This window comes from Dickeya sp. ws52 (assembly GCF_007210685.1).
Taxonomy (GTDB): domain Bacteria; phylum Pseudomonadota; class Gammaproteobacteria; order Enterobacterales; family Enterobacteriaceae; genus Dickeya; species Dickeya chrysanthemi.
Genome location: NZ_SZVX01000001.1, coordinates 48,636 through 74,058, shown reverse-complemented (window position 1 = coordinate 74,058; position 25,423 = coordinate 48,636). Strand labels below are relative to the sequence as shown.

Below are 25,423 nucleotides of genomic sequence, written 5' to 3'. Positions count from 1 at the left end.
ATCAGGCTTGCCGTTGCAGGGTACGCTGACGCAATCGCTGTTTTTCCTGCTCGGAGATAAATGCAATACGCAGCCCGTTCTCCTGTGCCTGGCGGATATCCTCCGGCGACAAGCCGGCTTCTGGTGCGGCGATTTCATATTCATGACGGATGTCGATGCCCTGAACCGCCGGATCATCGGTATTGATCGTGGCCGGAATGCCGTGGTGCAGAAAATGTACCAGCGGGTGCTCGTTCATCGCTTTGACCGTGCTGGTTTGCAGGTTAGACGTCAGGCAGGATTCAATACCAATCTGGTGCTCGGCCATATATTCCATCAGCGCGTTGTCGATGATGGCGGCGACGCCATGACCGATACGCTCGGCTCCCAGTTGTTGTATTGCCTGCCAGATGCTTTCCGGCCCGGCGGCTTCGCCGGCATGGACGGTGATACGCCAACCGGCATCGCGAGCGCGGGTAAAATGGGGCGAGAATAATTCACCGGGAAACCCGAGTTCATCACCGGCCAGATCGATGGCGACAATACCGTCTTTGTGCGACAGCAGCGCTTCCAGCTCTTGCTCGCAGGCATGGCTGCCGAAGGTGCGGCTCATGATGCCAATCAGGCGCACCATGACGCGGTGGTCATAATCACGGCAAGCCGTAGTGATACCGTCGATCACCGCTTCTACTACACCTTCCAGCGGCAATTGATGGCAACGGGCCATGTAGTAGGGAGAAAAGCGCAGTTCGGTATAATCAAGACCGGCGCGGATAGCATCCTCCACATTTTCGTAAGCGACCCGACGGCAGGCGTCCAGCGATCCTAATACAGCGACACCCCAGTCCAGTTTTTGCAGGAAGCTGATCAAATCGGGTTCGCTATCGACTATCTGAACGTGAGGAAGCAGGGAGGCCAGGTCATGGCCGGGCAACTCGATATTAAACTGACGGCCCAAATCAAGGATGGTCTGGGGGCGGATATTACCATCAAGATGGCGATGGATATCCGTCAATGGAATGTACGGATCAATCATGTTTTAGCTGTACTCGTTTTTTATAAAAAAAATCCATCAGCAGGCGATATTCCTCATGATACTGGCGTTAGCGCTCCGCACCATGAGGGACAGGGTCTGATAATTCGGTATGCAGTATAAGAATAAAGGTACGTATATTTCTATTGATAAAAAAGAAATTTTCGCATCAAAGCCAAGATGACACCGCGCCTGCCCAGGCGGGAAAATACCGGCTACCTGGTTATTTGCATCTATCGACGAGGCGCTGGCGTCAGCCTATTTTGGGGGGGCAGCCTTTGGCATAAGCGGTAAATGGCGCATTGGAAAGAATCACACCCAACGTAATGACGACGACGCCAATGACATTAGGCAAAGAAAAATGCTCGCCCAGTAACGGGACGGCGAGCAAATAAGCCAACGCCGGACATAATGACCCTATCAGCGCACTGCGGCTTGGCCCGAGTTTCTGTACGGCAACCGTATAACTCAAGCTGGAAATAATTCCCGTACCCAATCCTTGTATCAGCAGGAACGGCAGCATCTCGTGCAGCGTGACGCTACGGAGATGTGATTCGACAACGCCTGTCGTCATTAAACCAAGCAACAGTAAGGCGGATGGAAGACTGAGCAATAAGACGCACCCGATCGTATCAAGTCCACTGCGGCGGATTGCCAGCGTATAGCCACCCCACAAAAGGCTGGCCAGCAGCAGCATGGCACTACCGTTCATCATGGTTGTACTGAATCCCGGTAACACCATGGCGACGACTCCCACCAAAATAAGCAGAATGGCGCGCAATTGTGTCGTGCCGACGCGATGTCGAAACAGGACGAAAGCTAACAAGGCGACAGAGAGGGGGGACGTGCCGGCGATCAAGGCGGCGACATGCGCGGCCGTTGTTAAGTGGCCGCCTAGCGACGCGATGAAGAAATAGGGGACGCCGCCGCCAACAAGTATGGCGATGATTTCACGCAGGCGGAGGTTTGATAGTTGATGCAGGCGTGCGGGGAGCCAGGGCAACAACAGCAAGGCAGGGATACCGAATCTGAACAACGCAACGTCGGCAATCGACAGTGGCGAAGCGCTAATGGCTCTGATGGAAACGGCAAACAGTGACCACGCTATCACGGCAATGGCCATCGCCACATAGCCCAGCAACAGGCCGGCAGGCTGCGGTTGTACCGGCTGATACGACTGCGCCGTCCGTGGGTTTTTTACGTTTTCAGCTTGCATGTCACATCCTTACGGGAATAGTCTTTATTTTGACCATAATACGTAGTTACCCGTGGTGACTTACTGCTATATCTTCTATTTATTCATCCCATATTGGTGGATTCATCTAATTATGAGCAAACTCGATGCAACGGATCGACAAATCATCACGCTCTTGCAACAAGACGGACGGCTGACGATCCAGGACTTGTCGGAGAAAATTAATCTCTCGCCAACGCCATGCCTGCGGCGGGTGCGGCAGTTGGAGAAAGCCGGCATTCTGACCGGCTACACCGCTATCGTAAATGAAGAGGCCTACGGCTTGCCGATTACCGCCTTGGTGCGTATTCGTCTGGAGCATCATTCTGAAGCATCGGTCCGGACATTTGAGCAATCGGTAGGCAATATTGACGACATTATGGACTGCTATGTCATGGCGGGTGATGCAGACTATTTATTACGTGTATTGGTGAGTAGCTTTCGTGATTATGAACGCTTCGTGCGGGATAAATTACAGAAAATTGGCGGTATTGCTTCAATCGAAACAAGTTTTGCGTATGGGATGGTTAAACGGTCGAAGGTTTTTCCTCGTCTCTGATCGTGGCGTTGCTACCAGGAGTGCCGGGGGGAGCGCACGAATCGGAAAAGAGAGCCGATGTTGAGCCTGATGGTCGGCCCGGATGAAACCGGCACCGTGTCGGTGTCGGTTTCTATGACAGTCTGAGGAAATTACGGACTGACGGAGGCGTCCGGTTGCGGCGCTTCCGGGGCGTCATCGCCTTGTTCAGGCACGTTTTCCGCCGGTTGAGTAATAAACGGAGCGATAAACTCCGCCAACGGCGTCTTGCGTCCGTTAAAGGTTACCGACCCGTCGGTGTATTGCAGTGAGCTGGTGATCGTGTTGTCTTTGGTGACGGTTAGCTGGCTCATCTGACCGATATTCGCCATCAATTGCGCCTGCTGGCGCGCCATCTGCTCGAGTTGTTTTTTCTCTGCATCGGAACCGGGTTTGGCGGCAGTCTGCACCATCAGCTCGGTCACCATGTCCAGCGGCACATTGAGCCGGGCTTCGAGGTTTTTGACCGACTGGCGAATAATGGCTTCTTCGTCGGAAAGTTGTCCGGTCGGTGCGGCGCTCTTCTGCAGCGGATCGGTTAAATCCAGCGCCAGCGTGAAGGTACTTTCACCTTTAGCGTTTTTCCAACTGAATGGCGCGATCTTGATGCTAGGATTACCTTTCAGCAACTGCGGCAGATTATGCAGCACTAAGGCCGCCAGTTGCTGGTTGTAGACCTCCGGGGGAACATGATCGATGTTTTGCAGCATCGATTGCAGGTTTTTCTGGTATTCGGTCATAAACTGGCGAGTGCCTTTGCCGTCCAACCCAGAGAAGTTGAAATTCAGGTTCCACGAGCCCAGATTTTGGTCGCGGAATAATGCCGACCCCAGTGACAGCGCCAGCTGTCCGGCCAGATTTGCGTCATCTTCCGTGGTGTGATTGGTCAACGAAAAGTCATTTAATACCAGGCTATCGCCGCTTTGCACATTCAACGCCAGTTTTTTCAGCGTCAGCTTGGCGTCGCCGACTTCGAGATCGAATTTGCCTTTACGGGTATCGCTGTTAAGCGCCAGATCTTGCAACGTCAGTTTTTCGTTCTGCCCTTGCAGATTCGTTTTCTCCATCGTCAGACTGGCGACATTGCCGGCGATTTTACCGGCGCGTAGATCGCCTGCCAGATCGACCAACAGAGTTGTACCGCTGAAATTGACTTTCATGCCCTGGTCCGTCACGTCCAGGGCTTCCAGCGTCACGGCGGAGTGGGTATCGCCGTTATAATCGATACGGCTATTCGCCGTGATAAACGGCTTGTTTTTGGTGAGTTCAAACAGCGCTTTTACGGATTCCGTGTTGGCTAACTCACCGTGTACGGCGGCCATGGCCGGTTTCAGGCTGAACTGATTACCGGTGAGCGGGAAAGGGCCGTGGAATACGGTTGTGTTGAATACCACTTCCTCATTGGCACCCAACAGATGTTCATTGGCATTGCTGCCGTCTGACTGTAAAACCAGTGCGACCTGGCTTTTGAACAGGCCACGCTGATAATCGCGGAATGCCACCTTGACGCCAGCCTGAGGGTAGGCATTTTTCAATTCGCCATTCAGATTATTGGTGACTTCGCCCATATGCTGTTCAATTTGCTTACCGGTAAACCAGGAGGCTCCCCCCCAGGCTGCGGCGAGCGCAATAACGACGCCGGCGGCTACAACTGTTTTTTTTGCCACGTTATATTTCCTTGTTAATTCACAGTGTTATATCCCTGGTACCCGTCATTCTTCACGCTGCCGGTTCTTCACGCTGCCGATGTAGTAGCGTTCGCAGCCCGGCCCCACCGAACCGGTGCGTTGCGCTGTTCTAAACGCAACGCATGTCGTCCTGCCACTCGAATGTTTTGGGTATCGCAGGGAAATAGATGGCGTTAGGCCATTAAAGGCTGGTTATAGACGCGGGCTATCTGGCCTTGTCCCAGAACCTGTACCGGTGATTCGTTAGCAGGGATAAAGCACGATTCGCCAGGTTGCAACGTCACCTGCTGCGATCCGCGTTCCAGCACTGCCTGACCTTCGACGCAAAAGATAATGGCTGCGCTTTGTTGGTTTAGCTTCTGCGGTACATCAGTAAGATAGTGCAGAGAAAAGGCAAAGTCATCGACCGGGATAGGGAAACTCAGTTCGTTGGCTGCTTTTATCGGCGATGTCAGTAATGAGTCGGCCGATATGGATTCAAAACGGACGTTGGCGAGCAATTCCGGAATATCGATGTACTTTGGCGTCAGACCGGCGCGCAAAACGTTATCCGAATTGGCCATCACTTCCAGCGCCACGCCATGAAGATAGGCATGTGGGGTTTGCGCATACAAAAACATCGCTTCGCCTGGTTGCAGTGTGACGACATTGAGCAGTAGCGGAGAGAACAAACCGCCATCATCAGGATAAAACTGCGCAATAAAGCGAATGGTGTCCCACGGTTCGCCTTGCCGGCCGTCCAGTACGCGTTTCAGATCGGCAATGGCGGCGGCTTTCTGCTCGCCGTTCATGCTGAGCAAGCTGGAAAACAGGGCGCTCAGCGTCTGGCTGTCCGGGTGTGATAAATAGGCGGCAATCGCCGGGTGGGCACCGGCCAGCGGCTGAAGTAATTCAGCTATCTCCGCCAGCGCGCGAAAGCCATTCATCGCCAGATAAGGAGTGAGGGCAAAGACCAGCTCCGGTTTATGGTTCGCATCTTTGTAGTTGCGTTGGGGCGAATCAAGCGCAATGCCGGCTGCATTTTCCCGGGCGAACCCTTTCTCGGCGGCGGGTTTGCTGGGGTGAACCTGAATCGACAACGGTTGTTCGGCGCATAATACCTTGAACAGGAACGGCAACTCGCCAAAGCGCTTCGACACCGCTTCACCCAATATGCCCGCTTGGTCATTATCAATTATTTGCCGCAGATTATGCGTTTGCCCTTGCTCGTCAATCAGCAGTGAGCTGCTTTTCGGGTGAGCGCCCATCCACAATTCCGCCATTGGCTGGTTGCCTGGATTCTCAATTCCATACAGTTCTGTTAACGCATGTTTACTGCCCCAGGCATAATTCTGCACACTGTTGCGCATTTTTTGCATAATATTTTCCTGCCATTAAACAGATTGTTAATTTATATGGTGATAACGGCGGATAGTCAGACCAGAAAGGTTGCTCCGTCTTTGTGCCCGCTATGCTAATGCTTTATATGCCATGATTCCAGAAGGGTAAAAATTCGCACTCCTCTGAAAGTGACTTGTTTCGTAAAGGAGAAAACCATGTCAGACACTCGCATTGAGAAAGATTCGATGGGGCCGATTGCCGTACCGGCGGCGCATCTGTGGGGAGCGCAAACCCAGCGTTCACTGGAACATTTTCGTATTTCGGAAGAGAAAATGCCCCGTGCGTTGATTATGGCGCTGGCTCAGACTAAACGTGCGGCGGCGCGCGTTAATATGGATCTGGGGTTATTAGCTGCCGCGACAGGCGATGCCATCATTCAGGCGGCGGATGAAGTGCTTGCCGGTCAGCATGTCGGTGAATTCCCGTTGGCTATCTGGCAGACGGGGTCGGGTACGCAAACCAATATGAATATGAATGAGGTGCTGGCGAATCGGGCGAGTGAAGTGTTGGGGGGCGTGCGGGGTAATGAACGAATAGTGCACCCGAATGACGATGTCAACAAAAGCCAGAGCTCTAACGATGTTTTCCCCACGGCGATGCATGTGGCGGCGGTGACCGTGGTGCGGGAGCAACTGATTCCGGAACTGAACACATTGCAGCACACACTGGCGGATAAGGCGGTGCAATTTGCCGATATCGTCAAGATTGGGCGAACCCATTTGCAGGATGCGACGCCGTTGACCCTGGGGCAGGAGATTTCTGGTTGGGCGGCGATGTTGTCGCATAATCTGCGTCATCTTGAAACCAGTATGCCACACCTGTGTGAACTGGCATTAGGCGGTACTGCGGTCGGAACCGGCTTGAACACCCACCCTGAATATGCCGTGCGGGTGGCGGCGGAATTGGCAACCTTAACGGGGCACCCGTTCGTCACTGCGCCGAATAAATTTGAAGCATTGGCTACCTGTGATGCACTGGTTCACGCTCATGGCGCGTTAAAAGGGCTGGCGGCGTCATTGATGAAGATTGCCAACGATGTTCGCTGGCTGGCTTCCGGGCCGCGTTGCGGGATTGGTGAAATCGCCATTCCTGAAAATGAGCCGGGCAGTTCAATTATGCCGGGTAAGGTGAATCCCACACAGTGCGAAGCGATGACCATGCTGTGTTGTCAGGTGATGGGTAACGATGTGGCAGTCAACATGGGCGGCGCCGCCGGTAATTTTGAGCTGAATGTGTTTCGGCCGATGGTGATCCACAATTTCCTGCAATCCGTGAGGCTACTGGCTGATGGCATGAGGAGTTTTAATGAACATTGCGCCATAGGTATCGAGCCTAATCGCGAACGGATCAACCAGTTGTTGAATGAGTCCTTGATGCTGGTGACGGCGCTGAATCCACATATTGGCTATGACAAAGCGGCGGAAATCGCCAAAAAAGCGCATAAAGAAGGGCTGACGTTGAAAGCGGCGGCGGTGACATTGGGTTATCTCACCGACGCGCAATTTAGCCAGTGGGTTCGCCCGGAGGATATGGTCGGCAGCATGAAATCATGACGCTCAGGCACCGTCATCGGTATACAGATGCAGCCGGGGGATCAACAATCTTAACGGCTTGGCTTTAGGGCGATGGCGGTGCTGAATGTTGTCGGCATCATAGTCGTTCAGTGCACCCATAATGGGGATGGCATCTTGCTGGCACAACACTAACAGCGGCGAGGGGCAGGGGTACTGTATTTGCTTCTGCTCCTCCTGATACCAGACTCTGGCGATCGGTTGTACTTTCACCGGTCGCTTTATTTTCAGCGATGCTTGTTCCGGCAAGCGTTTCACATCGCTGATTTCCTGCTCCAGCAACGACGCCCACTGTTCCTTACTGTATGGTGCCTGACTGCGTCCTGCTCGCAGGCTTTTCTCCAGCTTTTCCAGCAGGGCATCACGGGTAATGTTGTTGATAATATTCTTGTTCGCCCAGCCAAATCGTACCGAAGTCGGATCAACCAGCAGCGTAATCGCACGATAAGCACTCAGCGTAATTAATCCTTTGAGGTGTGAATGCACAAAATCGAAGCGCTGCTCCGGCTCCAGTCCGGATTCGACGGTGACTATCTGTTCCAGCTCTTTTTTCCTGGCGTTTATTTCAGTAACGAGTTGGCGTGCCAGCAGCGATTCTTGTTGGTCAACCTGAAAACATAATACGCCCGGCAGGCGGATAGCCGCTTTACTGCTGACGGTTTCTGAGTGGTGATGAATAAACAAATGGCGAAAATGTTGTAAACCGAGTTCACAGGCCGCCTCGCCGGAAACAGGGGTGACGTGAATACGCGTTATCGGGTCATGCTCGCTGCCTTTTTCTACCGGCGGCAACCTGAATATGTGCCCGCCGGCGAAGCGGAAATCGCGAAAAAGCTGATGCATTTCAGCCAAATGCGCCTCAAGCGTGGTGAAGCAATGGTTCATGCGTTCAATTAAATCGTAGGCGGGCATCATTAACCTGACTTTAGTTACAACATACTTTCATTCTATCGCAAACGCTCAGATTAACAACCTCTATTTACTCTGGCTTAACAGTGGGAACGCGGCAGTAAAAGCAGAAAGTTTACCGGCCTGACTATTCAGGCCGGTGGGGGAAAGGGCCGAAGGCAAATAAAATTTAGTGCCTATCTTTCAGTGACTTCAGTTTACACCCAATCAACAATGCCAACATCAGCAGGCATGAAAGAAACAACACCAGACCGCTCCAGCCATAGTGATACCAGAAGAATCCCCCCGAGGTGCCGGCCAGGCTAGAACCCAGATAATAACAGAACAAATACTGTGACGAGGCCTGTCCTCTGGCGCGCAGCGCCCGCACGCCAATCCAACTGCTGGCCACCGAATGGGCGGCAAAGAACCCGGCAGCAAACAGCATCATCCCGGCAAACATCACCAGTAATGCACTGAACAGGGTTAGCCACAGGCCGGACAGCATCAGGAGAATACTACCGACCAGCACCGGCCCTCGGCCAAACCGGGTAATCATTGCCCCGGCACGTGGTGACGCGTAACTGCCGGTCAGATAGACCACCGACAATAACCCCACGATCGTCTGACTCAGGTTATAAGGCGAGGCCAACAACCGATAGCCAATATAGTTAAATAGCGTGACAAAGCTTCCCATCAATAGGAAACCTTCGGCGAATAAGAGGGGTAAGCCGGCGTCGCGCCATTGCAAACGGGTGTTGATCCACAGGGTTTTCGGGCGCAGCGAACCTGCGCGAAAGTGGCGAGAATCCGGCAGGATCCGCCAGAACGTCAACGACGCCAGTAGCGCGACAATGCCAATCGCAGCAATAGAGACGCGCCAGTTGAAGAAATCGGTAATTACCCCGGTTAATAAACGTCCACTCATGCCGCCAATGGAATTGCCGCTGATATACAGCCCCATAGAGAAAGCGGCCACGCTGGGATGAATTTCTTCGCTCAGATAAGTCATCGCTACGGCTGCCACACCGCTAAGCGATAAGCCCACCAGCGCCCGCATTGCCAGCAGCCCGGCCCATTGCGTCATGGTGCAACCAATCAAAGTACAGACCGACGCCAACAATAACGACACTACCATGACGTTTTTGCGGCCAACCGTATCGGACAACGGGCCGGTAAACAACAGCCCAACCGCCATGGTGATGGTCGAGACGGAAAGCGACAAGCTGCTGGCCGCCGGCGATACGCCGAATGCTTGCGACAACACCGGCAATATCGGTTGTACGCAGTACAACAGGGCAAAAGTCGCCAGACCGGCGGAAAACAGCGCCAGCGTGACGCGAATGAATGTCGGCGTCCCTCGGGTGATAAACGGGTTTTTGTAACCAGGAGAGTGGGTGTTGCGTTGAGGTTGGATGTCGTCAGTGACGGAAACAGGTATTCCCTGTGCAGACAGCGGGGTACTCAAAATCAATCCTTATCCGGAGAAAATACGGCAAAAACATCAGTGAGCAAATCATAGGATTAGCCTGATTGTTTTGTATAATATATTAATTATTAATAATGATACTTTATAAATATGAATATCGAGCTCAGGCATCTTCGTTACTTCATTGCCGTTGCGGAGGAGTTGCATTTCGGGCGTGCCGCCGAAAAGTTGCATATCTCTCAGCCACCGCTCAGCCAGCAGATACAGGCGTTGGAGGAACGGGTTGGCGCTCAGTTATTGGATCGCAACAATCGGAATGTGCGCCTGACGCAGGCGGGGGAACTGTTTCTCAAAGAAGCCTGGTCGATCATTAATCAGGTCAATCAGGCGGCGGAACGTGCTGCCCGTGTCCAGCGCGGAGAAATAGGGGAGCTGAATATCGGTTTCACCTCATCGGCACCGTTTGTCAAACAGGTTTCACGCAGCTTACTGCAATTTCGCCAACGTTACCCCGATGTACATATCCAGATGTTGGAGATCAACACCAAGCAACAGATCGCGCCGTTGCTCGACGGCAAGCTGGATTTGGGCGTGATGCGCAACAATCCGCTGCCGGAAACGCTGCGCCACCAGTTGTTGCTGCATGAGCCTATGGTCGCGGTGGTACATGAAGAGCACCCGTTGGCCGCCTCGCCGGGTGGTCGCATCAGTATCCAGCAATTGGCCAGTGAACCCTTCGTATTTTTCGCGCGTGAAGTGGGCACCGCGTTATACGACGAAGTGCTGACGTTGCTAAAAAAATACGGCATGACGCCTTACATCACCCAGGAAGTGGGGGAGGCGATGACGATTATCGGCCTGGTGTCGTCGGGTCTGGGGGTCTCTCTGTTGCCCGCATCGTTCCGTCGGATCCGGGTGGATGGCGTCAAGTACTTGTGGTTGCAGGAAAAAGATGCCATCAGCGAAATGTGGTTGGTCACCCATCAACATCGGCCGCTTAACACTGCCGCACAAACGTTAATCTCGTTGATGCTGGGGAGTACCATCAAAAATATGTGCGATTAATCACATATCGAATCAAATATTTGACGACTATTTACAAAAGCCCCACCATAGCCGCAGTTTTTTATTTTACAGCGTAAAAAATACCGTTACGCCTAATCGCAGGAGCCGTTTCACCGTGATTGTCAGTGGTCAGCCGGGACACATCGATCAGATTAAGCAGATGAATGCAGGTGGCGTTTATCGACTGATCGACGAACATGGCCCCATTTCCCGTATTGAGTTGTCAAAACAGGCTCAACTTGCTCCTGCCAGCATTACCAAAATTGTGCGTGAACTGATGGAAGCGCATCTGGTTCGGGAAACCGAATATCAGGAAATGGGTAGCCGAGGCCGGCCAGCGATTGGGCTGGTGTTGGATACAGAAGCCTGGCATTACCTGTCGGTGCGAATCAGTAACCAGGTCATGACGCTCGCGCTGCGTGACCTGAGTGGTCATTTGGTAGTGGAAGAGCAGGTCGATTTACCCAGCGAGCATCATCAGCCGTTGTTGGAGCGGATTCTGACTGAAATCGATCAGTTTTTTATCCGTCACCAGCGAAAACTGGAACGATTGACCGCCATCGCTATTACGTCGCCTGGGATGGTGGATTCATCCACCGGCATTATCCATCGTATGCCTTTTTACCATGTGGAAGAAATGGCGATTGGCCCGGCGCTGGAAAAGCGCACGGGCTTGCCCGTCTATCTGCAACATGATATTTGTGCCTGGACTATGGCGGAAGCGCTGTTTGGCGGATCACGCGGCTGCCAAAACGTCATTCAGATTGTTATTGATCACAATGTCGGCGCCGGCGTGATTACCGGCGGCCGCATTCTACATGCCGGCAGCCGGACGCTGGTGGAAATAGGTCATACCCAGGTTGATCCTTATGGCAAACGCTGTTATTGCGGCAACCACGGCTGCCTGGAAACCGTCGCCAGTATTGAAAGTATGCTGGAACTGGCGCAACAGCGCCTGAAAGGTTCGATGAGTTCACTGTTGCACGGCTCGCCGCTGACGGTCGAATCTCTGTGCGACGCGGCGTTAAAAGGCGATCAACTGGCAAAGGATATTATTGTTGATGTGGGGAATAACGTGGGCCGGATTGCCGCCATCATGGTTAACCTGTTTAATCCGGAAAAAATTCTGATTGGCTCGCCGCTGAATCAGGCGGCCGACATTTTGTATCCCGCTATCCTTGACTGCATTCGCCGTCAGGCATTACCGGCTTATAGCCATCACCTGCAAGTCACATCGACCCATTTCTATAATCAGGGTACGGTTCCCGGCGCGGCGCTCATCAAAGATGCGCTCTATAACGGCTCATTGCTGATTAAGCTGCTGCAGGGCTAACACACCGCACAGTCGCGCGTGCTGACCGACAAAACATTGCGCTAACGCAAGCCGTATCGGCGGCCCATCCCCTAGACTTTAAGCCTCATCAGTAAGTTGTTTGAGGTTTATTTTTTCAGGTGGGCCTGCCGGAGTGATGTTTTCATGTTAAAGCGTATGTTTGTTACAGGAACGGATACTGCCGTTGGTAAGACAGTGGTATCGAAGGCGTTATTACAAGCGCTGACGAAAACGGGCAAAACTGTGGTGGGGTATAAACCAGTCGCCAAAAGCTGTAAAGAAACGGAAGAGGGGCTACGTAACAAAGATGCGCTGGTGTTACAAGAAGCCTCGTCAATCTCCTTGTCTTATCAGCAGGTCAACCCGGTGTCGCTTGTGGAAGACGAAATCAGCGCAAGCGAGCAACCGATTAACTACTGCGCCATGACGGAAGGATTACACCACCTTGGCGGGTTATCGGACATGGTGATTGTCGAAGGCAGCGGCGGCTGGCGTACGTTAATGAATGATATGCGAACCTATTCGGAATGGGTCGTTCAGGAACAATTGCCGGTGGTACTGGTCGTTGGAATCAAGCTGGGCTGCATCAATCATGCGTTGCTGACGGCACAGGCTGTTATTAACGATGGATTGCCGTTGGTTGGTTGGGTGGCGAACCGTATCAATCCCGGCCTGGCCAATTATGCCGAAATCATTCATGCCTTGCGTGAAAAAATCCCCGCGCCTCAATTGGGCGAACTGCCGTATCTCCCGCGTGCCGAACAACGAGATTTATCTGCTTACATCGATCTTTCCGCGATTAACCCGTCGATTTAGCCTGAAAGCTCAGGCACCATTCATCTCAATCATACGTGTTTGTTTATCCGTTCTCCGGTGACAAAAAACAAAGGGGGATAATTCCCCCTTATGTGATATCGCGGTTTTAGTGCTGAAATTATGGTGTTACAGGGCGGCCGGAGCGACGATCGAGACAACGAGATGAATTGGGTTCCCAGTAGGCGTTGAAGTTAGCGCTGGCTTTGCATTTCTCTGCAAGCGCTTCCGCCATATCCGCTTTGTCAAAATCCCGGTCTGCCTTGTCGACACGTTTTTCGAGATGTTTATTCACTTTATTACGTAATGTGCGGGTTTCATTCCAGTCTTCGCTACTCTGGCGCGCTGCTTCTTTGGATAAAGCGCTATTGCCATTATCAATCACGATGTGCTGCGCGGCCTGCACGGATGAAAAAAGCCCCAGGCTAAGTAGAGAAGATGTGATGAGAAGGCGTAAACGACGTGTTTTTTTCTGCATGTTTCACCCAGACAGGATTTTCTGTAAATACGATGACGGCGTTGTCATACCAAAAGATATCTTAACGGTGACTATAGCATTCGCCGCCATCAACAAACTATAACTGACACAACATATTCAGGGAAAGCCGCCTATCACCATGAAATATCTGCATCACCATGATGTCCCTTGAATACGAACGTTACATTAATGACGCGCTGCGTCGAAAAGCAGCGCGATGTGAAGGAGTTACTCGTCACGGTTGACTTTCAGGCCGCCATAGGTCTGGCTGACCGGCATCATTTCCAGCGTGTTGATATTGATATGAGCCGGTAATGTCGCCACCCAGAACACGGCTTCTGTGACATCTTCCGGCGTCAGCGGGTTCGATTTGTCATAGATCTGGCTCACCTTGGCTTCATCCCCCTTAAAACGCACGGCGGAGAACTCGGTGCCGCCGACTAGACCGGGTTCAATATTGGTAACGCGTACCCGAGTCCCGGACAGGTCTGCACGCAGCCCCAGGCTGAACTGACGTACAAATGCCTTGCTGGCACCGTAGACATTCCCGCCCAGATAAGGCCAGTTGCCGGCAGTGGAACCGATATTAATAATATGGCCGACATTGCGCTTCACCATTTCCGGCAATAGCGCATGGGTCATGAACACCAGACCTTTGTTGTTGGTGTCGATCATGGTTTCCCAGTCATCGACATTCGCTTTGTGGGCCGGTTCCAAACCCAGTGCCAGCCCGGCATTGTTGACCAGTACATCAATGGTACGCCATTCGGCAGGCAGCTCGGCAATAGCGTGCTCGATAGCTTGTCGATCGCGAACATCGAGACGAAGCGTGAAAAGCGCATCGCCAAATTCAGCCTTCAACGCATCAAGACGTTCCTGACGACGCCCTGTAGCGATAATCTGATGACCTTCTTTGATAAACCGCCGGGTAATCGCCTCACCAAAGCCCGCCGTCGCACCGGTAACCAAAATAATCATGCGTTTTTCCTCTTGTTATTTCTGACTGCACTATCCTGAATTAACTCAATAACCTGCGCTATTTAGTCCGTACTGCTTAGTCTGAACTGCTGTATCGCAAAGAGACAGCCTCATCGTTTGCAGCAACATCATATAGCCACGAGCATACCTTAACCCTGTCGCTATCTCTATGTCAGTATTGATCTTTTCAGGAAGCCTCGCAGACGGGATGGAGACTTGCAGTATTTTGCAGACAGAGCCTCGAGGAGGCTCGCAGCCCGACAAAACAGGGTCGTCGTAGGCCGCTTTCCGGCACGGTGCAACCGAATGGCCGAACCGCCTTACCAGGGTTAGAGGGACCCCCCCGGTGAGGCGGTACGACGGGTCATGCGTCGTTCATTTCCTGATTATCTGCTTCTACGGCGTCGTACAGCCGTTCCAGAATATCCGGAAATGCCGACTGAACCCGGTTCCAACTGGGAACAAACGGTTTATCCCCCGGACTGTCGCTGTATACCTGTCCGGATTGGGTAATGACATCGGCGAACAGCTCTACCGCCGACTCCTCGGTATGTCGGTCAAAATGCAGGCCGTTCATGCGGGCATCGTGTTCAAATGAGTCGATCATATCCAGCGCGGTCCGATAATACGTAGCCCGCAGCACCCGGAATGAATCAGTCGTGATATTGACGCCCTGGATCGCCAGTTTGCGGTATAGCGCTTTGGTGATATCCATTGCCATGCGTTGCAATCCGGAACTCGGGTCGTTTTCTGACATCGGTTGATGTTTATGATCGTAATTATCGGCGATATCCACCTGGCAGATACGGCTGGTTGCCGTTCCGCGGTGAATTTCCGACAACATGCCGATTTCCAGCCCCCAGTCGCTTGGAATGCGCAAGTTCCGTAACACATGGCTACGCATCGCGAATTCGCCGGATAATGGATAGCGGAAACTGCGCATATACTCGAGATAGTCTGAATTACCGTAAACGCTTTGCAACGATTTCAGCAGTGGAAACACCAGCAAACGCCCGACGCGCCCGTTGAGTTTTCCTTCGGCTACCCGCGCATAATAGCCTTTGCAGAAATCGTAGTGAAAATAAGGGTTGGCAATGGGGTAGAGCAAGCGAGCCAGCATGGCGCGATCATAAGTGACAATGTCACAATCATGCAGAGCGATGCAGGCAGTACGGCGCGACGCTAAGGTATAGCCGACGCAAAACCAAACATTACGGCCTTTCCCTTGCTCCATTGGCGCCAATTCTTTGTCGGTCAACTCCTGACTGAGCCGGGTCAGGCGAGGGCCATCGTTCCACAGAATGCGGTGCCGCTGTGGAAGACGAGAGAAAAATTGCCGGGCAAACAGAAACTGTTCGCGGTCAGCCCGATCAAGCCCGATGACGATTTCAGACAGATAGGGGACTTGCGCCAGCATATCGACAATCTTATCCAGCGCCGGGCCTTCCAGTTCTGAGAACAGGGAAGGGAGGATCAGCCCCATACTGCTCTGGCCGGAAAATACCTGTAACTCGTATTCCAACTCTTCGACGCTGCGCCGGGTAAGATTATGAAAATTGGTAATAATGCCATCCTGATAAAACTCGCTCATGGGTATTATTCCTCCTTTATCAATCAAGCAATTCCGCTTCATAACGACCGAGAAAATAGGTGAGTCCTTCGCTCCAGCCGGCCGGTCCGGCGGCCTGGGTACGGTAAATCTCTTTACAAGAATTAGGTGACAACGTCACATGGTGGTTGTGTTTTCCTTTAATGATCACGGCGTAGTCAGTCGCTTCCAGCAATGACGCATCGTTTGGTCCATCACCGAGCCCGATAGTAGCCAACGCTTGTCTGGTTACTGCTTGCAGCTGTTTTATCAATTGATGCACTGCAATACCTTTGCTGATGCCGTTATGCATCACGTGAAGAAAACGGCCGCCCTGCGTTAAAGAGAGCTTTTTTTGGGCCAGACAAGCCCTGAATGTTTCCAGCGATGCCGTATCACCTTGCCACAGTAGCGGTTCGGAAGCATGGCGTTGGCGGGCCAGCGCTGCTTGCGGCAACGTCAGCCCTGTAACCGCCGCTACTGCCGCAGCATCCATGTCGGCAAAGCCACGGAATAAAAAACCGTAGCGCTCACGCAACTGCTGTAACTGCCGGCAGATATCAGAGTAGGTAAGAGAGGAGGTTGAAGGCGAAGAACGCCGGGATGACGGCAACAGAATATGAGCGCCGTTTTCTGCTATGGCCGGCATATCACTCAATCCCAATGCCTGCTGTAGCGGCATAATTTCTGCCGCCGTTTTGCTGGTTGTGATGATGATCGGCACTTGCCGACGTTGCAGCCGGTTCAGCCATGGTCCGGCGTCATCCCAGCGGTAAGTATCGTGATCCAGCAGTGAACCGTCCAGATCGGTAAAAATAACCCAATTCGTAGTCAATTCAGGCACTTTTGTCTCCTGTATAGGTACTACAGATTTGCTTAGGGTGCGGTACAAGACAACTGACATGCGGATTGACGATAAAACGCTATTCGCCAGATTATTGTGATGGAAATGATTTGGGTGCTTTTTAAGCCTAGGCAGAGATCACTGTTTTCGCAAACTGTGGGTAAGACACTGACCGCGACGACTGGCCAGCCGAGTGTCAGAACCGGCCTGATTTTGGTACTAGCGGGTTATTGCAATTGGGATGGCCGATGGCGAGCGCTTACGTTGAGTGCAGGAATTTTTGCAAATACTTCGGCGATAAAATCCATGAATACGATGGCCCGCTTAGGAAGAAGTCGGGCCGCAACGTAAAGGGCTTGAACGGGCACCGGCGGAGCCGTGTAGTCCTTTAGTAACAGTTGCAAATTGCCATTTTTCAGCCCTTCTTCGTATAGCCATTCAGGCCCTTGAGCGATCCCTAATCCGGCATTGACGCTTTCTCGTATGGCCTCGGCGCACTCCTAGCTACTACAGTGTGATCGCTGTGGCCAGCAGGCTGTTGAGTCAGACTCGGAGTTTCATACATTTCTGCACCTGGATTGCGTTGCCGGTTTTTGCCGGCACTGAGTTCAGGTGCGACTGGGTGACTGGTTACGGGTCGGTACTGACCACGATGATTGACAAGCCCGAATGCCAGAACTCTCCTGACCTTACACTGGTTCGCATAATGTATATTATGTTAAATTAAATCGAGAGGGCCTTTAGCTTATCTTCCCACCGCAGACTACTCTTCACGGCTGAAATGATAATGGCTTTTTTTCCAACCATTAAGTCTGGTTCTGCACTCTTAATCCCTTCCCCGCTGATGAGTTCCACAACGCTATCGAAAGGCATTAGCGGCAGGATCAAAAATTTCAGTACCAGAAAGACCTGGAGTGTTGCCGTGCCCGCAGAAACAGAAGACCGACAACAACCCCAGTGACGATAAAGCCGTGTTCTCGCCAGTATGCTAATCAGGCTCTATGGACTGATCTTGGACGTGCAATATCGCGCCGTCTGCCATGATCCGGTAGCCGATTTCCGTAGCAGAAACAGTTCCTGATAAGCCGCCGGAGTCGCGACGCCGGTTGCTTTATCGGTTTCGATTCCCTCGGTGGCACTCCGAACAAAGGCCCAGTCGGCGCTGATTTGCTCAACCTCTTTTATTTCGTAGGCCATGTCGAAACCCGCCGTTTCAAATACGTTGTGATAGACCGCAGCAAGCACCTCCTTGCCCACTGCTGCTGGTCTGCCTGGCCCCATCAGTACGCCGTCATCAGTGTATGTTGCTATTACAGCAGCGATGTCGGCGCGATTGAAGGCCGTCAAGTAAGCGACCGCCGCCGCTTCAATAGCGGCCAGTTCTTCATTAGATGTCTTATTCATTATCATTCCTCACCAGCATTACCCGGAATGCCAGGCAAATTATTTCAACCCGAGCGGATTTCGTGTGCGATATGTGGCGGTAGCCCGGTATTAATTTTGATCCAAGAGGAGCAAGCCTCGGTGTCGCTGGCTAAGATAGGGGTTATCGATTAAGTGGACTAGATGTATAAAAACACTTAGCCTTATCATTTAAGTGATTAATAGTGAGGAGAGAAAACCTTGCGTCGCGACGAGATTGCCGATCTGACCGCTTTCGTGGTGGTTGCCGAAGAACGCAGTTTCACGAAGGCGGCTCTCCGTCTGGGAATGGCGCAGTCAGCCCTTAGCCAGATAGTCCGCCGTGTCGAGGCACGTTTGGGGCTTCGCCTGCTCTCGCGCACGACACGCAGTGTCGCGCCCACCGAAGCTGGAGAGCGTCTGCTTGCGAAACTTGGACCGATGCTGCATGACCTTGACACAGTAATTGGCTCCCTTGGTGAACTGCGCGACCGCCCTTCCGGAACGCTACGGATCACGACGGTAGAACATGCGGCCAAAACCATACTCATGCCGGCCATGAAGCGGTTGCTGGCAGACAATCCCGACATTCATATTGAAGTCAACGTTGATCACGCACTGGTGGACGTCGTAGCCAATCAATTTGATGCGGGCATCCGCTTGGGGGGCGACATCGACAAGGACATGATTGCGGTGCGGATTGGTCCCGACATCCCAATGGCTATCGTTGCCAGCCCGGCTTATCTGGCAAGACGTCCCGCACCGACGACACCCGCCGAACTGTTCGACCATAGCTTCATCAACTTCCGCCTGCCGACATCCGGCACGTTAATTGGATGGCCTCTAATGAGTGACGGACGAGAAATAAGAGTTCGGGGCCAAGGGCAACTGGTCGTAAATACGATTGATCTTTTGGTCGATGCGGTACTGGATGGGCATGGTTTGGCGTGTATCCATCTTGATCAGGTGCAGAGATTTATTGACAACGGCAGTCTTATTCAGGTTCTTAGCGGGTTGACTCGTGACATTCCTGGCTATCATCTCTACTACCCTAACCGCCGGCACCACTCTTCCGCGTTCTCTTTATTCGTTGAAACCCTTCGGTATCGTTCGTAGGCGGGTTGAGAAACGCGTAACGGATGTAACGCCTTCAGATAATTATCTTCCAGCGTTTGTCGGTTTGCCGTATAACGACATTATGCCGTTAGCAGATGACTATCAGACACCAGTTGCCACAGTGTTTCGGTATCAATTTCTTGCAGTACGATACTGAGCCAATGCTCTTTATTCATATGATAAGCCGGCAAAACGCCTTTAATTGAACGCAGCGAGCCGATCATTTCTGGCCTGGCTTTCACATTGATGATCTCCACGTCGTCATTACCCTCTCGCCCCAACTGATGGTTCTTCACTGTCATATGCAGACAAAACCACTTGCGGTTGGGGTGGCGAAATACACAAGCACTGGAATTTTTCCATGGATAATCCGGTAATACCCCATATTGCCGTGCAATACCGTCGAAAAATTGCTCTGCGTTCATACCGTACGATTCTCTGTTGATGCCGTTTTTGTCCAATACCCTGTACTCTGGCGATTGTCGGTGACCTTACCGAGTACGCTTGGGATCATAGCGCCAAAGATGTTGAAAATCACACGACTCTTCTTAAGTAAGGCACTTTCTTTATCAGAAAGACCGAAATAATGCAGCATGAAAAAACGATTGCTGAAATTAACGGTATCGCGAAGATGGATTGTTCTATCCATTTTTTAGACGCCAGGTAATAGAGTAATTCGACAAAAACAGGATGGATCAAATACGTACCGAGACTGAAATCAGCTAAAGACTTTAGTTTTTCAATATAAACATGATTGATGTGGCAGTTTTTAAGTATCAACATGAAAGAAATAGACATTACAATAATGTTGATGCTGAGGTAATTATAAAAATAGAGCCCATTCTCTTTTCCCAATGCAACAGACAACAGATAAAAAGAAATGCAAGTGAAAGCAAATGAAATCAAGAACAGAAAAAGAAAATGTGAGGATGGTCTGGTCGATCTTTTTCTGGCTATTAGGTAACCAGAAATATAATAAGGAAGGTAATAAATGAACTCGCTAATGAATAAAAAGTCATTACTCCTGATAAAAAAATTGTACGCATCGCTTAATGAGCAAAAAGCAAACATCAAAAAGATAAAAAACAGTAGATTTTCTTCGCTGGCGTTTTTCACCAAGATCCTAATGAATGGGGTGAAAATATATAACCCAATGATCATATATAAAAACCACATGTGATAATAGGGTCTTCCATTTATGAAGTTTTTTAATATATCGATCTCCCCTCCTCCGCTAAATTTTGCTTTCCCCACCCCCCATAAAATAAAAAAAACAGACCAGAAAACCAACGGGAAAAGTATCTTGCTCATCCTTTTCTTGTAAAAAAAAGAAAGACTTTCATTTTTTTCAGGTGCGAGTAATAGCGCTCCGCTAATCATGACGAAAACGGGAACACACCAACGGACCAATGAATCATATACGTTTCCTGCCCACCAGGAAAAACTGCCAAGCTCGGCCAGGCTTACCGTATAGGCAGAAATATGCAAAACAATAACAGCAAAAGTCGAAACAATTCTAGCTATATAGAGCCATTCCATTCTATTACGTTCTCTTTGTTATTTATTCCATGAAAATGTTCAGCAGCATATTATTTTTATACACCTTTCATACTTCACGTTGCAGGTGCGTTGGCTGTGTGACTCGGCCCATAAATGGGCCTCGCCCTTCGGGCCGCGGCAAGCCGCGTTCAAATCGGCGTATGCTGATTTGTCGTTCACCCGAATCACTTACCTGAGAAGGGCCAACGCGTTGCGTTGTTCAAAACGCAGCGTGTTTTATCCTGCAACTCGAATTATTTTGGGTATAGATAATAATTTAAATCTATCTCAATTTTTGGCCAGCCTTATATCCAATGGATGTGACGAGCTGACAGGTAGAAGGTCTTGCTCAATAATTCAGCGTATCGATTCACCCAGAGTATGCGAAGATATCGAGGACAACCAAAATTAAAAAATGGCAAGTGAAATGGCCCTAATGAGAAGGTGGAGTAATCATATCACAGTAAAAATAGCATTCCACGTATAAAACGCGACATCAGAAAGAATCGTGAGCGTGGTATCACCGTGTCTCCCGGCTTTCAGGCTGTTCACTGATTGCGTTACGCCACAGACCTGCTGTAGGCCGACTAACGCGCTTCTCCTTATAACAACTGGGTGTATTGTTACTTACCAGTAAGATTTTCTTATATAAGAAAGAATCTTCTAACGTTAACCGCCGTTTAGTTTATTAGCAGTATTTTCCGTAAATGCATCAGTTTTGTTATTCACACGTTATATACCCAAAATAATTCGCGTTGGCCTTTCATATTGAGACTGATAATGAGTCTTGTCACGCAGCAACGCAGCGGCTCCCCGCAACTAAGTGACTGGGGTGAGAGGAAAGCCAATACATCGGCAACCTGAAGTATGACGTGAATAACAAAAGGTTAGAGACAGTATTCCCTATATGAGGGATAGACTTTCTTTGCTAACTATATAAGTATACCGGCCGGTAACGGGATGGCTTTTTGAACACCAGTAAGAAAGAGGGACAATAACGCCCCTTCCTGGCCTCATGAACGCTGCATCGAATAATAATTTGAAATTTTCAGGAGAACGGTGATGAAAAATTCACACCTTAACCTTCCCGCAGGTTACTTTGGCATCGTTCTGGGGATCATTGGGCTGGGCTTTTCCTGGCGATTTGCCGCGACTATATGGCCGGTGACGACCATACCGGCTAATGCCCTGATTGGTCTGGCCATCATCATATGGGCGATACTCATGATTGCCTTGATGGTAAGAATGGTCAGACATGCCGATACGCTTTTGCAGGAAATCAGACATCCGCTTAAAAGCAGTTTTGTGAGCCTGGCACCGGCTACATCCATGTTGGTAGCAATAGGCCTTGTACCGTGGAGTCGCTCGATAGCGCTTGGGCTTTTTCTCATCGCGGTCACTATCCAGCTTACTTATGCAGCCTGGCAAACAGCTGGATTATGGCGTGGAAAGCACCCACGTGAAGCCACTACTCCCGGGCTGTATCTTCCTACTGTGGCGAATAATTTCATCAGCGCTATGGCTTGCGGAGCGCTTGGATTCCAGGATGTTGGCATTCTTTTTCTTGGGGCGGGTATTTTTTCATGGCTTAGCCTTGAGCCGGCGATACTGAGCCGATTACGGAATGTTGATGAAATGTCTCCGGCGGTGCGTTCTTCGCTCGGTATCCAGATGGCGCCTGCGTTTGTCGCCTGCAGTGCCTGGTTAAGTGTGAATGGCGGGCAAGTGGATGTCTTTGCGAAATTACTATTCGGTTATGGCTTATTGCAGGTGTTGTTCATGATCAGGTTGATTCCCTGGTACTGCTCCCAATCGTTTACCCCCGCATTCTGGAGTTTTTCATTCGGTGTGGCATCGCTGGCGACGACATCCATCCGGCTGGGGTATGCGACGCCGGGGGGAGCATTATACTGGATGGCCTTCCCACTATTCATTGCATCTAATTTTATTATCGCTCTACTTATCGTGAAAACATGTGTGCTTTTATTCAAAGGGAAGCTCATCATTTGGGAAGAAACTGTTAAAGAATGATGAAAGCAATAAAAAACACCGGCTGCGGCCGGTGTTGGAATGTGTTTGTCGTTACCATAAAAATTCCATTTTACACCGTTACTTGTACGGTAAATATCATTGCATTGCACGAGTCAGTTTCTTTATTTCACCATCCTGATGATTAAATTTTACCGCAATAATGACTAGTTTATTTTATTAAGTTTCTTTCATTTGGGATTTATCCTATTCTTTAAAAAATAAATGTCTAACACTGTTAAGCATGAAGCAGGACATGCTTCTTATTCTTACATCAAATACTATATGGAAGTGAAAATGATGAAGCTCAAAAGTGTTTTATTAGCATCCTCAGTGTTATTCCTCCCTCTGACCCAACAAGCCCAGGCCGCCTGGGAACTCGGTGATATTTGTTATGGATATGCGACAGCTACCGGATCAGGCTATTCCGGCGGTGCTTTATTATTAGATCCGATTCCTTCCAATATGGAGATTACCGCATTAAACAGGGCGCAGCTGGATTATAAAGGCGTTAAGGCGGCACTCGCCGGTGCTTATCTAAAAGTTACCGGCCCTAAGGGAAGCACTATCGTGTATGTTACGGATTTGTACCCTGAAGGCGGTGATTGTGCACTGGATTTATCATTCAATGCTTTCGAAAAAATTGGTAACCTGCAGGATGGGAAAATCAATATCCAATGGGAATTAGTTAAAGCACCGGTGAGTGGTAATGTTGTATACCGGGTTAAAGAAGGCTCCAATCCTTATTGGGCGGCGGTACAATTCCGTAATGTTAAATACCCGGTTATTGAAATGAAGTATTTAAGAGGTACGCAATGGGTTAGCGCACCGAAAACGGATTACAATCATTTCATTCTGGAGTTTGTGGGTAAAAATGATATTCCAATCGAATTCACCGATATTAAAGGCAATATATTAAGCGATACGTTACCGCCGATGTCGGACAGTACGTCGTCAGCCTATCTGATCACCGGTAAAGTCCAACTGCCCTAACCTGTAAACGTCTCCAACGCTGAAGGGTTACCTCAACTAATCGGTAACCCTTTTCCTCACTGTTCTACTCTACCCCGCGTGATGTCGCATGTTGCAACATTCTCTTGACATCCTGAAGATGCCAATGCAAAACTATACCGTACGGTTCAGTTAAGTAAACCGATATTTATCCCGACGAAACCGCTGCGAGCAAACAGGTGTGCGTTTCATCGCGATAACTTTTGCCTTCACCAGGGAATGTGTTACACCACTCAATCATAGGATACATCAATGAAATCAATCGCATGGGTAGCCAAGCCAACCATTGTGGCCATTGCCGTCTTTTTAGCTGGTTGTTCTGGTAACCAGCAACCTTTACGCTATACCGGCATTGGATCGTCTGCCCAAATGACGCCCAACAATGATGCGTCATCCGACAGAATCCCCTTCAAATATGCCGCTCCGGTCGACTGGAAAAAGTACACCAGCATGATTATCGAGCCGGTTGCTCTTTACTCAGGCAGCGATAATCAGTTTGGTGATCTCTCCACCTCAGACCGGCAGCAACTGGCCGCTTATATGCAAACAAAGTTCGAAGAGGCGCTGCGACCGCGTTTCAAAGCAGCGACGGCCTCTGCTCCAGAGACTTTGCGTCTGAAATTGACGCTGACCGGAGCAGAAACCACGACACAAGTGGTTGGAACGTTCACCAAGTTCGACCTTGCGGGAGGGCCTTACAACATTGTGCAGTCTATTCGAGGTCAAAAAGGCATGTTCAGCGGCTCAGTGAGTTATGCCGTCGAGATTTACGACTCTACTTCCAATCGCTTGCTCCATGCTTATGTCGCCAAACAGTACCCAAATGCCATGAACGTCTCGGCCAGCATTGGTGCATTGAGTGCAGCAGAAGTCGGCATCGATAAGGGGGCGGAAGAATTGGCTAACAGCCTGAAATAAAAATTTGTCACCAGCTAGCCATAAGGCGGTTAGCTGGTTCTTACTTTTTCTTGTTAATGATACGCAGTAGACTTTCTGGTTGAGTGATGGTGGTTAGGCGTAGGGAATTAGATCGTAACTTTTTGATATAACCAATAATAATGTTATTAGGATGAAAAAAGCCAGACGGGTAACCGCCTGGCTTTTTCTTACTGTACTACAGTATTAAATGTGGCTGCCGATAGACAAACAACCACTCAGAATCATGGTTATCATGATAATGCAGGCGAATCCCATTATTTTCATCGTCTTTCCTCATCCCCTTAATATCAACATTTTCCCTTTAAAGCAGAGACACACAACCTGTCAACGTACAGACTGCCGCAAGGTATCCAACCCACACTATAAGTTTCATGCTCGCCTCCAATATATAAACTGTACGGTTTAGTTTATATAAAAGATAAACGCTGTCAAGTCGCCCATTATTAGAAACGATGTATCGAATTAACGTTGAGTTATACCTGAATGGCCCTGCTGATAAACCTAACCATGC

At 50.4% G+C, this 25,423-nt stretch carries 22 protein-coding genes and 1 pseudogene; 9 read left to right on the top strand and 14 right to left on the bottom strand.

What is annotated here, in order from left to right; translation table 11 throughout:
- Nucleotide 1 precedes the first annotated feature (1 nt).
- Nucleotides 2–1,015 (bottom strand): adenosine deaminase, encoded by a 1,014-nt coding sequence (gene add / locus FDP13_RS00295; protein WP_143838136.1) that lies wholly within the window; start codon nt 1,013–1,015, stop codon nt 2–4.
- A gap of 250 nt (nt 1,016–1,265) precedes the next feature.
- Nucleotides 1,266–2,228, bottom strand: coding sequence for a DMT family transporter (locus FDP13_RS00290; protein WP_143838134.1), 963 nt, complete (start codon nt 2,226–2,228; stop codon nt 1,266–1,268).
- A gap of 112 nt (nt 2,229–2,340) precedes the next feature.
- Between FDP13_RS00290 and FDP13_RS00285 the strand changes: the two genes are divergently transcribed.
- Nucleotides 2,341–2,805, top strand: a complete 465-nt coding sequence (locus FDP13_RS00285) for an Lrp/AsnC family transcriptional regulator (protein ID WP_012769849.1) — start codon at nt 2,341–2,343, stop codon at nt 2,803–2,805.
- A gap of 131 nt (nt 2,806–2,936) precedes the next feature.
- Here the strand turns inward: FDP13_RS00285 and FDP13_RS00280 are convergent, their stop codons facing one another.
- Nucleotides 2,937–4,490 carry a YdgA family protein gene (locus FDP13_RS00280; protein WP_033575920.1) on the bottom strand — a complete coding sequence of 518 codons (1,554 nt, stop codon included), beginning with the start codon at nt 4,488–4,490 and terminating at the stop codon, nt 2,937–2,939.
- A 194-nt stretch (nt 4,491–4,684) separates the two neighbouring features.
- Nucleotides 4,685–5,869 carry a mannose-6-phosphate isomerase gene (manA, locus tag FDP13_RS00275; RefSeq protein WP_143838133.1) on the bottom strand — a complete coding sequence of 395 codons (1,185 nt, stop codon included), beginning with the start codon at nt 5,867–5,869 and terminating at the stop codon, nt 4,685–4,687.
- A gap of 177 nt (nt 5,870–6,046) precedes the next feature.
- On the opposite strand from manA, the gene fumC reads away from it, so the two are divergent.
- Nucleotides 6,047–7,444 carry a class II fumarate hydratase gene (fumC, locus tag FDP13_RS00270; RefSeq protein ID WP_143838131.1) on the top strand — a complete coding sequence of 466 codons (1,398 nt, stop codon included), beginning with the start codon at nt 6,047–6,049 and terminating at the stop codon, nt 7,442–7,444.
- A 3-nt stretch (nt 7,445–7,447) separates the two neighbouring features.
- Here fumC and tus read toward each other — a convergent pair whose 3' ends face one another.
- Together tus and FDP13_RS00260 are read right to left on the bottom strand one after the other, a co-directional pair.
- Nucleotides 7,448–8,374, bottom strand: coding sequence for a DNA replication terminus site-binding protein (gene tus / locus FDP13_RS00265; protein ID WP_143838380.1), 927 nt, complete (start codon nt 8,372–8,374; stop codon nt 7,448–7,450).
- Nucleotides 8,375–8,540: 166 nt separating this feature from the next.
- Nucleotides 8,541–9,791 (bottom strand): MFS transporter, encoded by a 1,251-nt coding sequence (locus FDP13_RS00260; RefSeq protein ID WP_143838378.1) that lies wholly within the window; start codon nt 9,789–9,791, stop codon nt 8,541–8,543.
- Nucleotides 9,792–9,929: 138 nt separating this feature from the next.
- Here FDP13_RS00260 and FDP13_RS00255 point away from each other — a divergent pair, with 138 nt between their 5' ends.
- The 3 genes from FDP13_RS00255 to bioD all read left to right on the top strand — a co-directional run bounded on the left by FDP13_RS00255 (nt 9,930) and on the right by bioD (nt 12,993).
- The gene (locus FDP13_RS00255; protein ID WP_143838129.1) at nt 9,930–10,844 is read left to right on the top strand and encodes a LysR family transcriptional regulator; all 915 of its coding nucleotides are present in this window, start codon (nt 9,930–9,932) and stop codon (nt 10,842–10,844) included.
- Between the two features lie 115 nt (nt 10,845–10,959).
- On the top strand, nt 10,960–12,177 hold the full coding sequence (locus tag FDP13_RS00250) for an ROK family transcriptional regulator (RefSeq protein WP_143838127.1): 1,218 nt from the start codon (nt 10,960–10,962) through the stop codon (nt 12,175–12,177).
- A 144-nt stretch (nt 12,178–12,321) separates the two neighbouring features.
- Nucleotides 12,322–12,993, top strand: coding sequence for a dethiobiotin synthase (gene bioD, locus FDP13_RS00245; RefSeq protein WP_012769841.1), 672 nt, complete (start codon nt 12,322–12,324; stop codon nt 12,991–12,993).
- Between the two features lie 118 nt (nt 12,994–13,111).
- On the opposite strand, the gene FDP13_RS00240 is transcribed toward bioD, so the two are convergent.
- From FDP13_RS00240 to FDP13_RS00215, 6 genes and pseudogenes are all read right to left on the bottom strand, one after another.
- A complete protein-coding gene (locus FDP13_RS00240) occupies nt 13,112–13,468 on the bottom strand; it encodes a DUF1283 family protein (protein ID WP_012769840.1) in 357 nt (118 codons plus the stop codon).
- Nucleotides 13,469–13,696: 228 nt separating this feature from the next.
- Nucleotides 13,697–14,446, bottom strand: coding sequence for a bifunctional NADP-dependent 3-hydroxy acid dehydrogenase/3-hydroxypropionate dehydrogenase YdfG (ydfG, locus tag FDP13_RS00235; RefSeq protein ID WP_143838126.1), 750 nt, complete (start codon nt 14,444–14,446; stop codon nt 13,697–13,699).
- 364 nt (nt 14,447–14,810) lie between these two features.
- Complete coding sequence (locus FDP13_RS00230; RefSeq protein WP_012769838.1) at nt 14,811–16,037, bottom strand: glycosyl transferase; 1,227 nt, start codon at nt 16,035–16,037, stop codon at nt 14,811–14,813.
- Between the two features lie 19 nt (nt 16,038–16,056).
- Complete coding sequence (locus tag FDP13_RS00225; RefSeq protein WP_033575926.1) at nt 16,057–16,878, bottom strand: mannosyl-3-phosphoglycerate phosphatase-related protein; 822 nt, start codon at nt 16,876–16,878, stop codon at nt 16,057–16,059.
- A 227-nt stretch (nt 16,879–17,105) separates the two neighbouring features.
- Nucleotides 17,106–17,369 (bottom strand): annotated as a pseudogene (locus FDP13_RS00220) (LysR substrate-binding domain-containing protein); the annotation flags it as partial.
- 508 nt (nt 17,370–17,877) lie between these two features.
- A complete protein-coding gene (locus tag FDP13_RS00215) occupies nt 17,878–18,282 on the bottom strand; it encodes a nuclear transport factor 2 family protein (RefSeq protein ID WP_033575927.1) in 405 nt (134 codons plus the stop codon).
- A 219-nt stretch (nt 18,283–18,501) separates the two neighbouring features.
- Here FDP13_RS00215 and FDP13_RS00210 point away from each other — a divergent pair, with 219 nt between their 5' ends.
- A complete protein-coding gene (locus FDP13_RS00210; RefSeq protein ID WP_143838124.1) occupies nt 18,502–19,395 on the top strand; it encodes a LysR family transcriptional regulator in 894 nt (297 codons plus the stop codon).
- 80 nt (nt 19,396–19,475) lie between these two features.
- Here the strand turns inward: FDP13_RS00210 and FDP13_RS00205 are convergent, their stop codons facing one another.
- Nucleotides 19,476–19,820: an MmcQ/YjbR family DNA-binding protein gene (locus FDP13_RS00205; protein WP_012769828.1), complete on the bottom strand. Its 345-nt coding sequence runs from the start codon at nt 19,818–19,820 to the stop codon at nt 19,476–19,478.
- 109 nt (nt 19,821–19,929) lie between these two features.
- Nucleotides 19,930–20,934 (bottom strand): acyltransferase, encoded by a 1,005-nt coding sequence (locus FDP13_RS00200; RefSeq protein WP_143838122.1) that lies wholly within the window; start codon nt 20,932–20,934, stop codon nt 19,930–19,932.
- Nucleotides 20,935–21,996: 1,062 nt separating this feature from the next.
- Between FDP13_RS00200 and tehA the strand changes: the two genes are divergently transcribed.
- From tehA to FDP13_RS00185, 3 genes are all read left to right on the top strand, one after another.
- Entirely contained in the window at nt 21,997–22,965 is a 969-nt protein-coding gene (gene tehA / locus FDP13_RS00195) for a dicarboxylate transporter/tellurite-resistance protein TehA (protein WP_143838120.1), read from the top strand.
- Nucleotides 22,966–23,259: 294 nt separating this feature from the next.
- Nucleotides 23,260–23,955, top strand: a complete 696-nt coding sequence (locus tag FDP13_RS00190) for an expansin EXLX1 family cellulose-binding protein (protein WP_027712074.1) — start codon at nt 23,260–23,262, stop codon at nt 23,953–23,955.
- 270 nt (nt 23,956–24,225) lie between these two features.
- The gene (locus tag FDP13_RS00185) at nt 24,226–24,891 is read left to right on the top strand and encodes a DUF3313 domain-containing protein (protein ID WP_143838118.1); all 666 of its coding nucleotides are present in this window, start codon (nt 24,226–24,228) and stop codon (nt 24,889–24,891) included.
- Nucleotides 24,892–25,423 lie beyond the last annotated feature (532 nt).

Coding starts and splice junctions, on each gene's coding strand:
- FDP13_RS00255 (WP_143838129.1), top strand. CDS start 9,930: ATGAATATCGAGCTCAGGCATCTTCGTTACTTCATTGCCGTTGCGGAG.
- FDP13_RS00185 (WP_143838118.1), top strand. CDS start 24,226: ATGAAATCAATCGCATGGGTAGCCAAGCCAACCATTGTGGCCATTGCC.
- FDP13_RS00230 (WP_012769838.1), bottom strand. CDS start 16,037: ATGAGCGAGTTTTATCAGGATGGCATTATTACCAATTTTCATAATCTT.
- fumC (WP_143838131.1), top strand. CDS start 6,047: ATGTCAGACACTCGCATTGAGAAAGATTCGATGGGGCCGATTGCCGTA.
- tus (WP_143838380.1), bottom strand. CDS start 8,374: ATGCCCGCCTACGATTTAATTGAACGCATGAACCATTGCTTCACCACG.
- FDP13_RS00215 (WP_033575927.1), bottom strand. CDS start 18,282: ATGAATAAGACATCTAATGAAGAACTGGCCGCTATTGAAGCGGCGGCG.
- tehA (WP_143838120.1), top strand. CDS start 21,997: ATGAAAAATTCACACCTTAACCTTCCCGCAGGTTACTTTGGCATCGTT.
- bioD (WP_012769841.1), top strand. CDS start 12,322: ATGTTAAAGCGTATGTTTGTTACAGGAACGGATACTGCCGTTGGTAAG.
- ydfG (WP_143838126.1), bottom strand. CDS start 14,446: ATGATTATTTTGGTTACCGGTGCGACGGCGGGCTTTGGTGAGGCGATT.
- FDP13_RS00200 (WP_143838122.1), bottom strand. CDS start 20,934: ATGGAATGGCTCTATATAGCTAGAATTGTTTCGACTTTTGCTGTTATT.
- FDP13_RS00205 (WP_012769828.1), bottom strand. CDS start 19,820: ATGAACGCAGAGCAATTTTTCGACGGTATTGCACGGCAATATGGGGTA.
- FDP13_RS00190 (WP_027712074.1), top strand. CDS start 23,260: ATGATGAAGCTCAAAAGTGTTTTATTAGCATCCTCAGTGTTATTCCTC.
- FDP13_RS00285 (WP_012769849.1), top strand. CDS start 2,341: ATGAGCAAACTCGATGCAACGGATCGACAAATCATCACGCTCTTGCAA.
- FDP13_RS00290 (WP_143838134.1), bottom strand. CDS start 2,228: ATGCAAGCTGAAAACGTAAAAAACCCACGGACGGCGCAGTCGTATCAG.
- manA (WP_143838133.1), bottom strand. CDS start 5,869: ATGCAAAAAATGCGCAACAGTGTGCAGAATTATGCCTGGGGCAGTAAA.
- add (WP_143838136.1), bottom strand. CDS start 1,015: ATGATTGATCCGTACATTCCATTGACGGATATCCATCGCCATCTTGAT.
- FDP13_RS00240 (WP_012769840.1), bottom strand. CDS start 13,468: ATGCAGAAAAAAACACGTCGTTTACGCCTTCTCATCACATCTTCTCTA.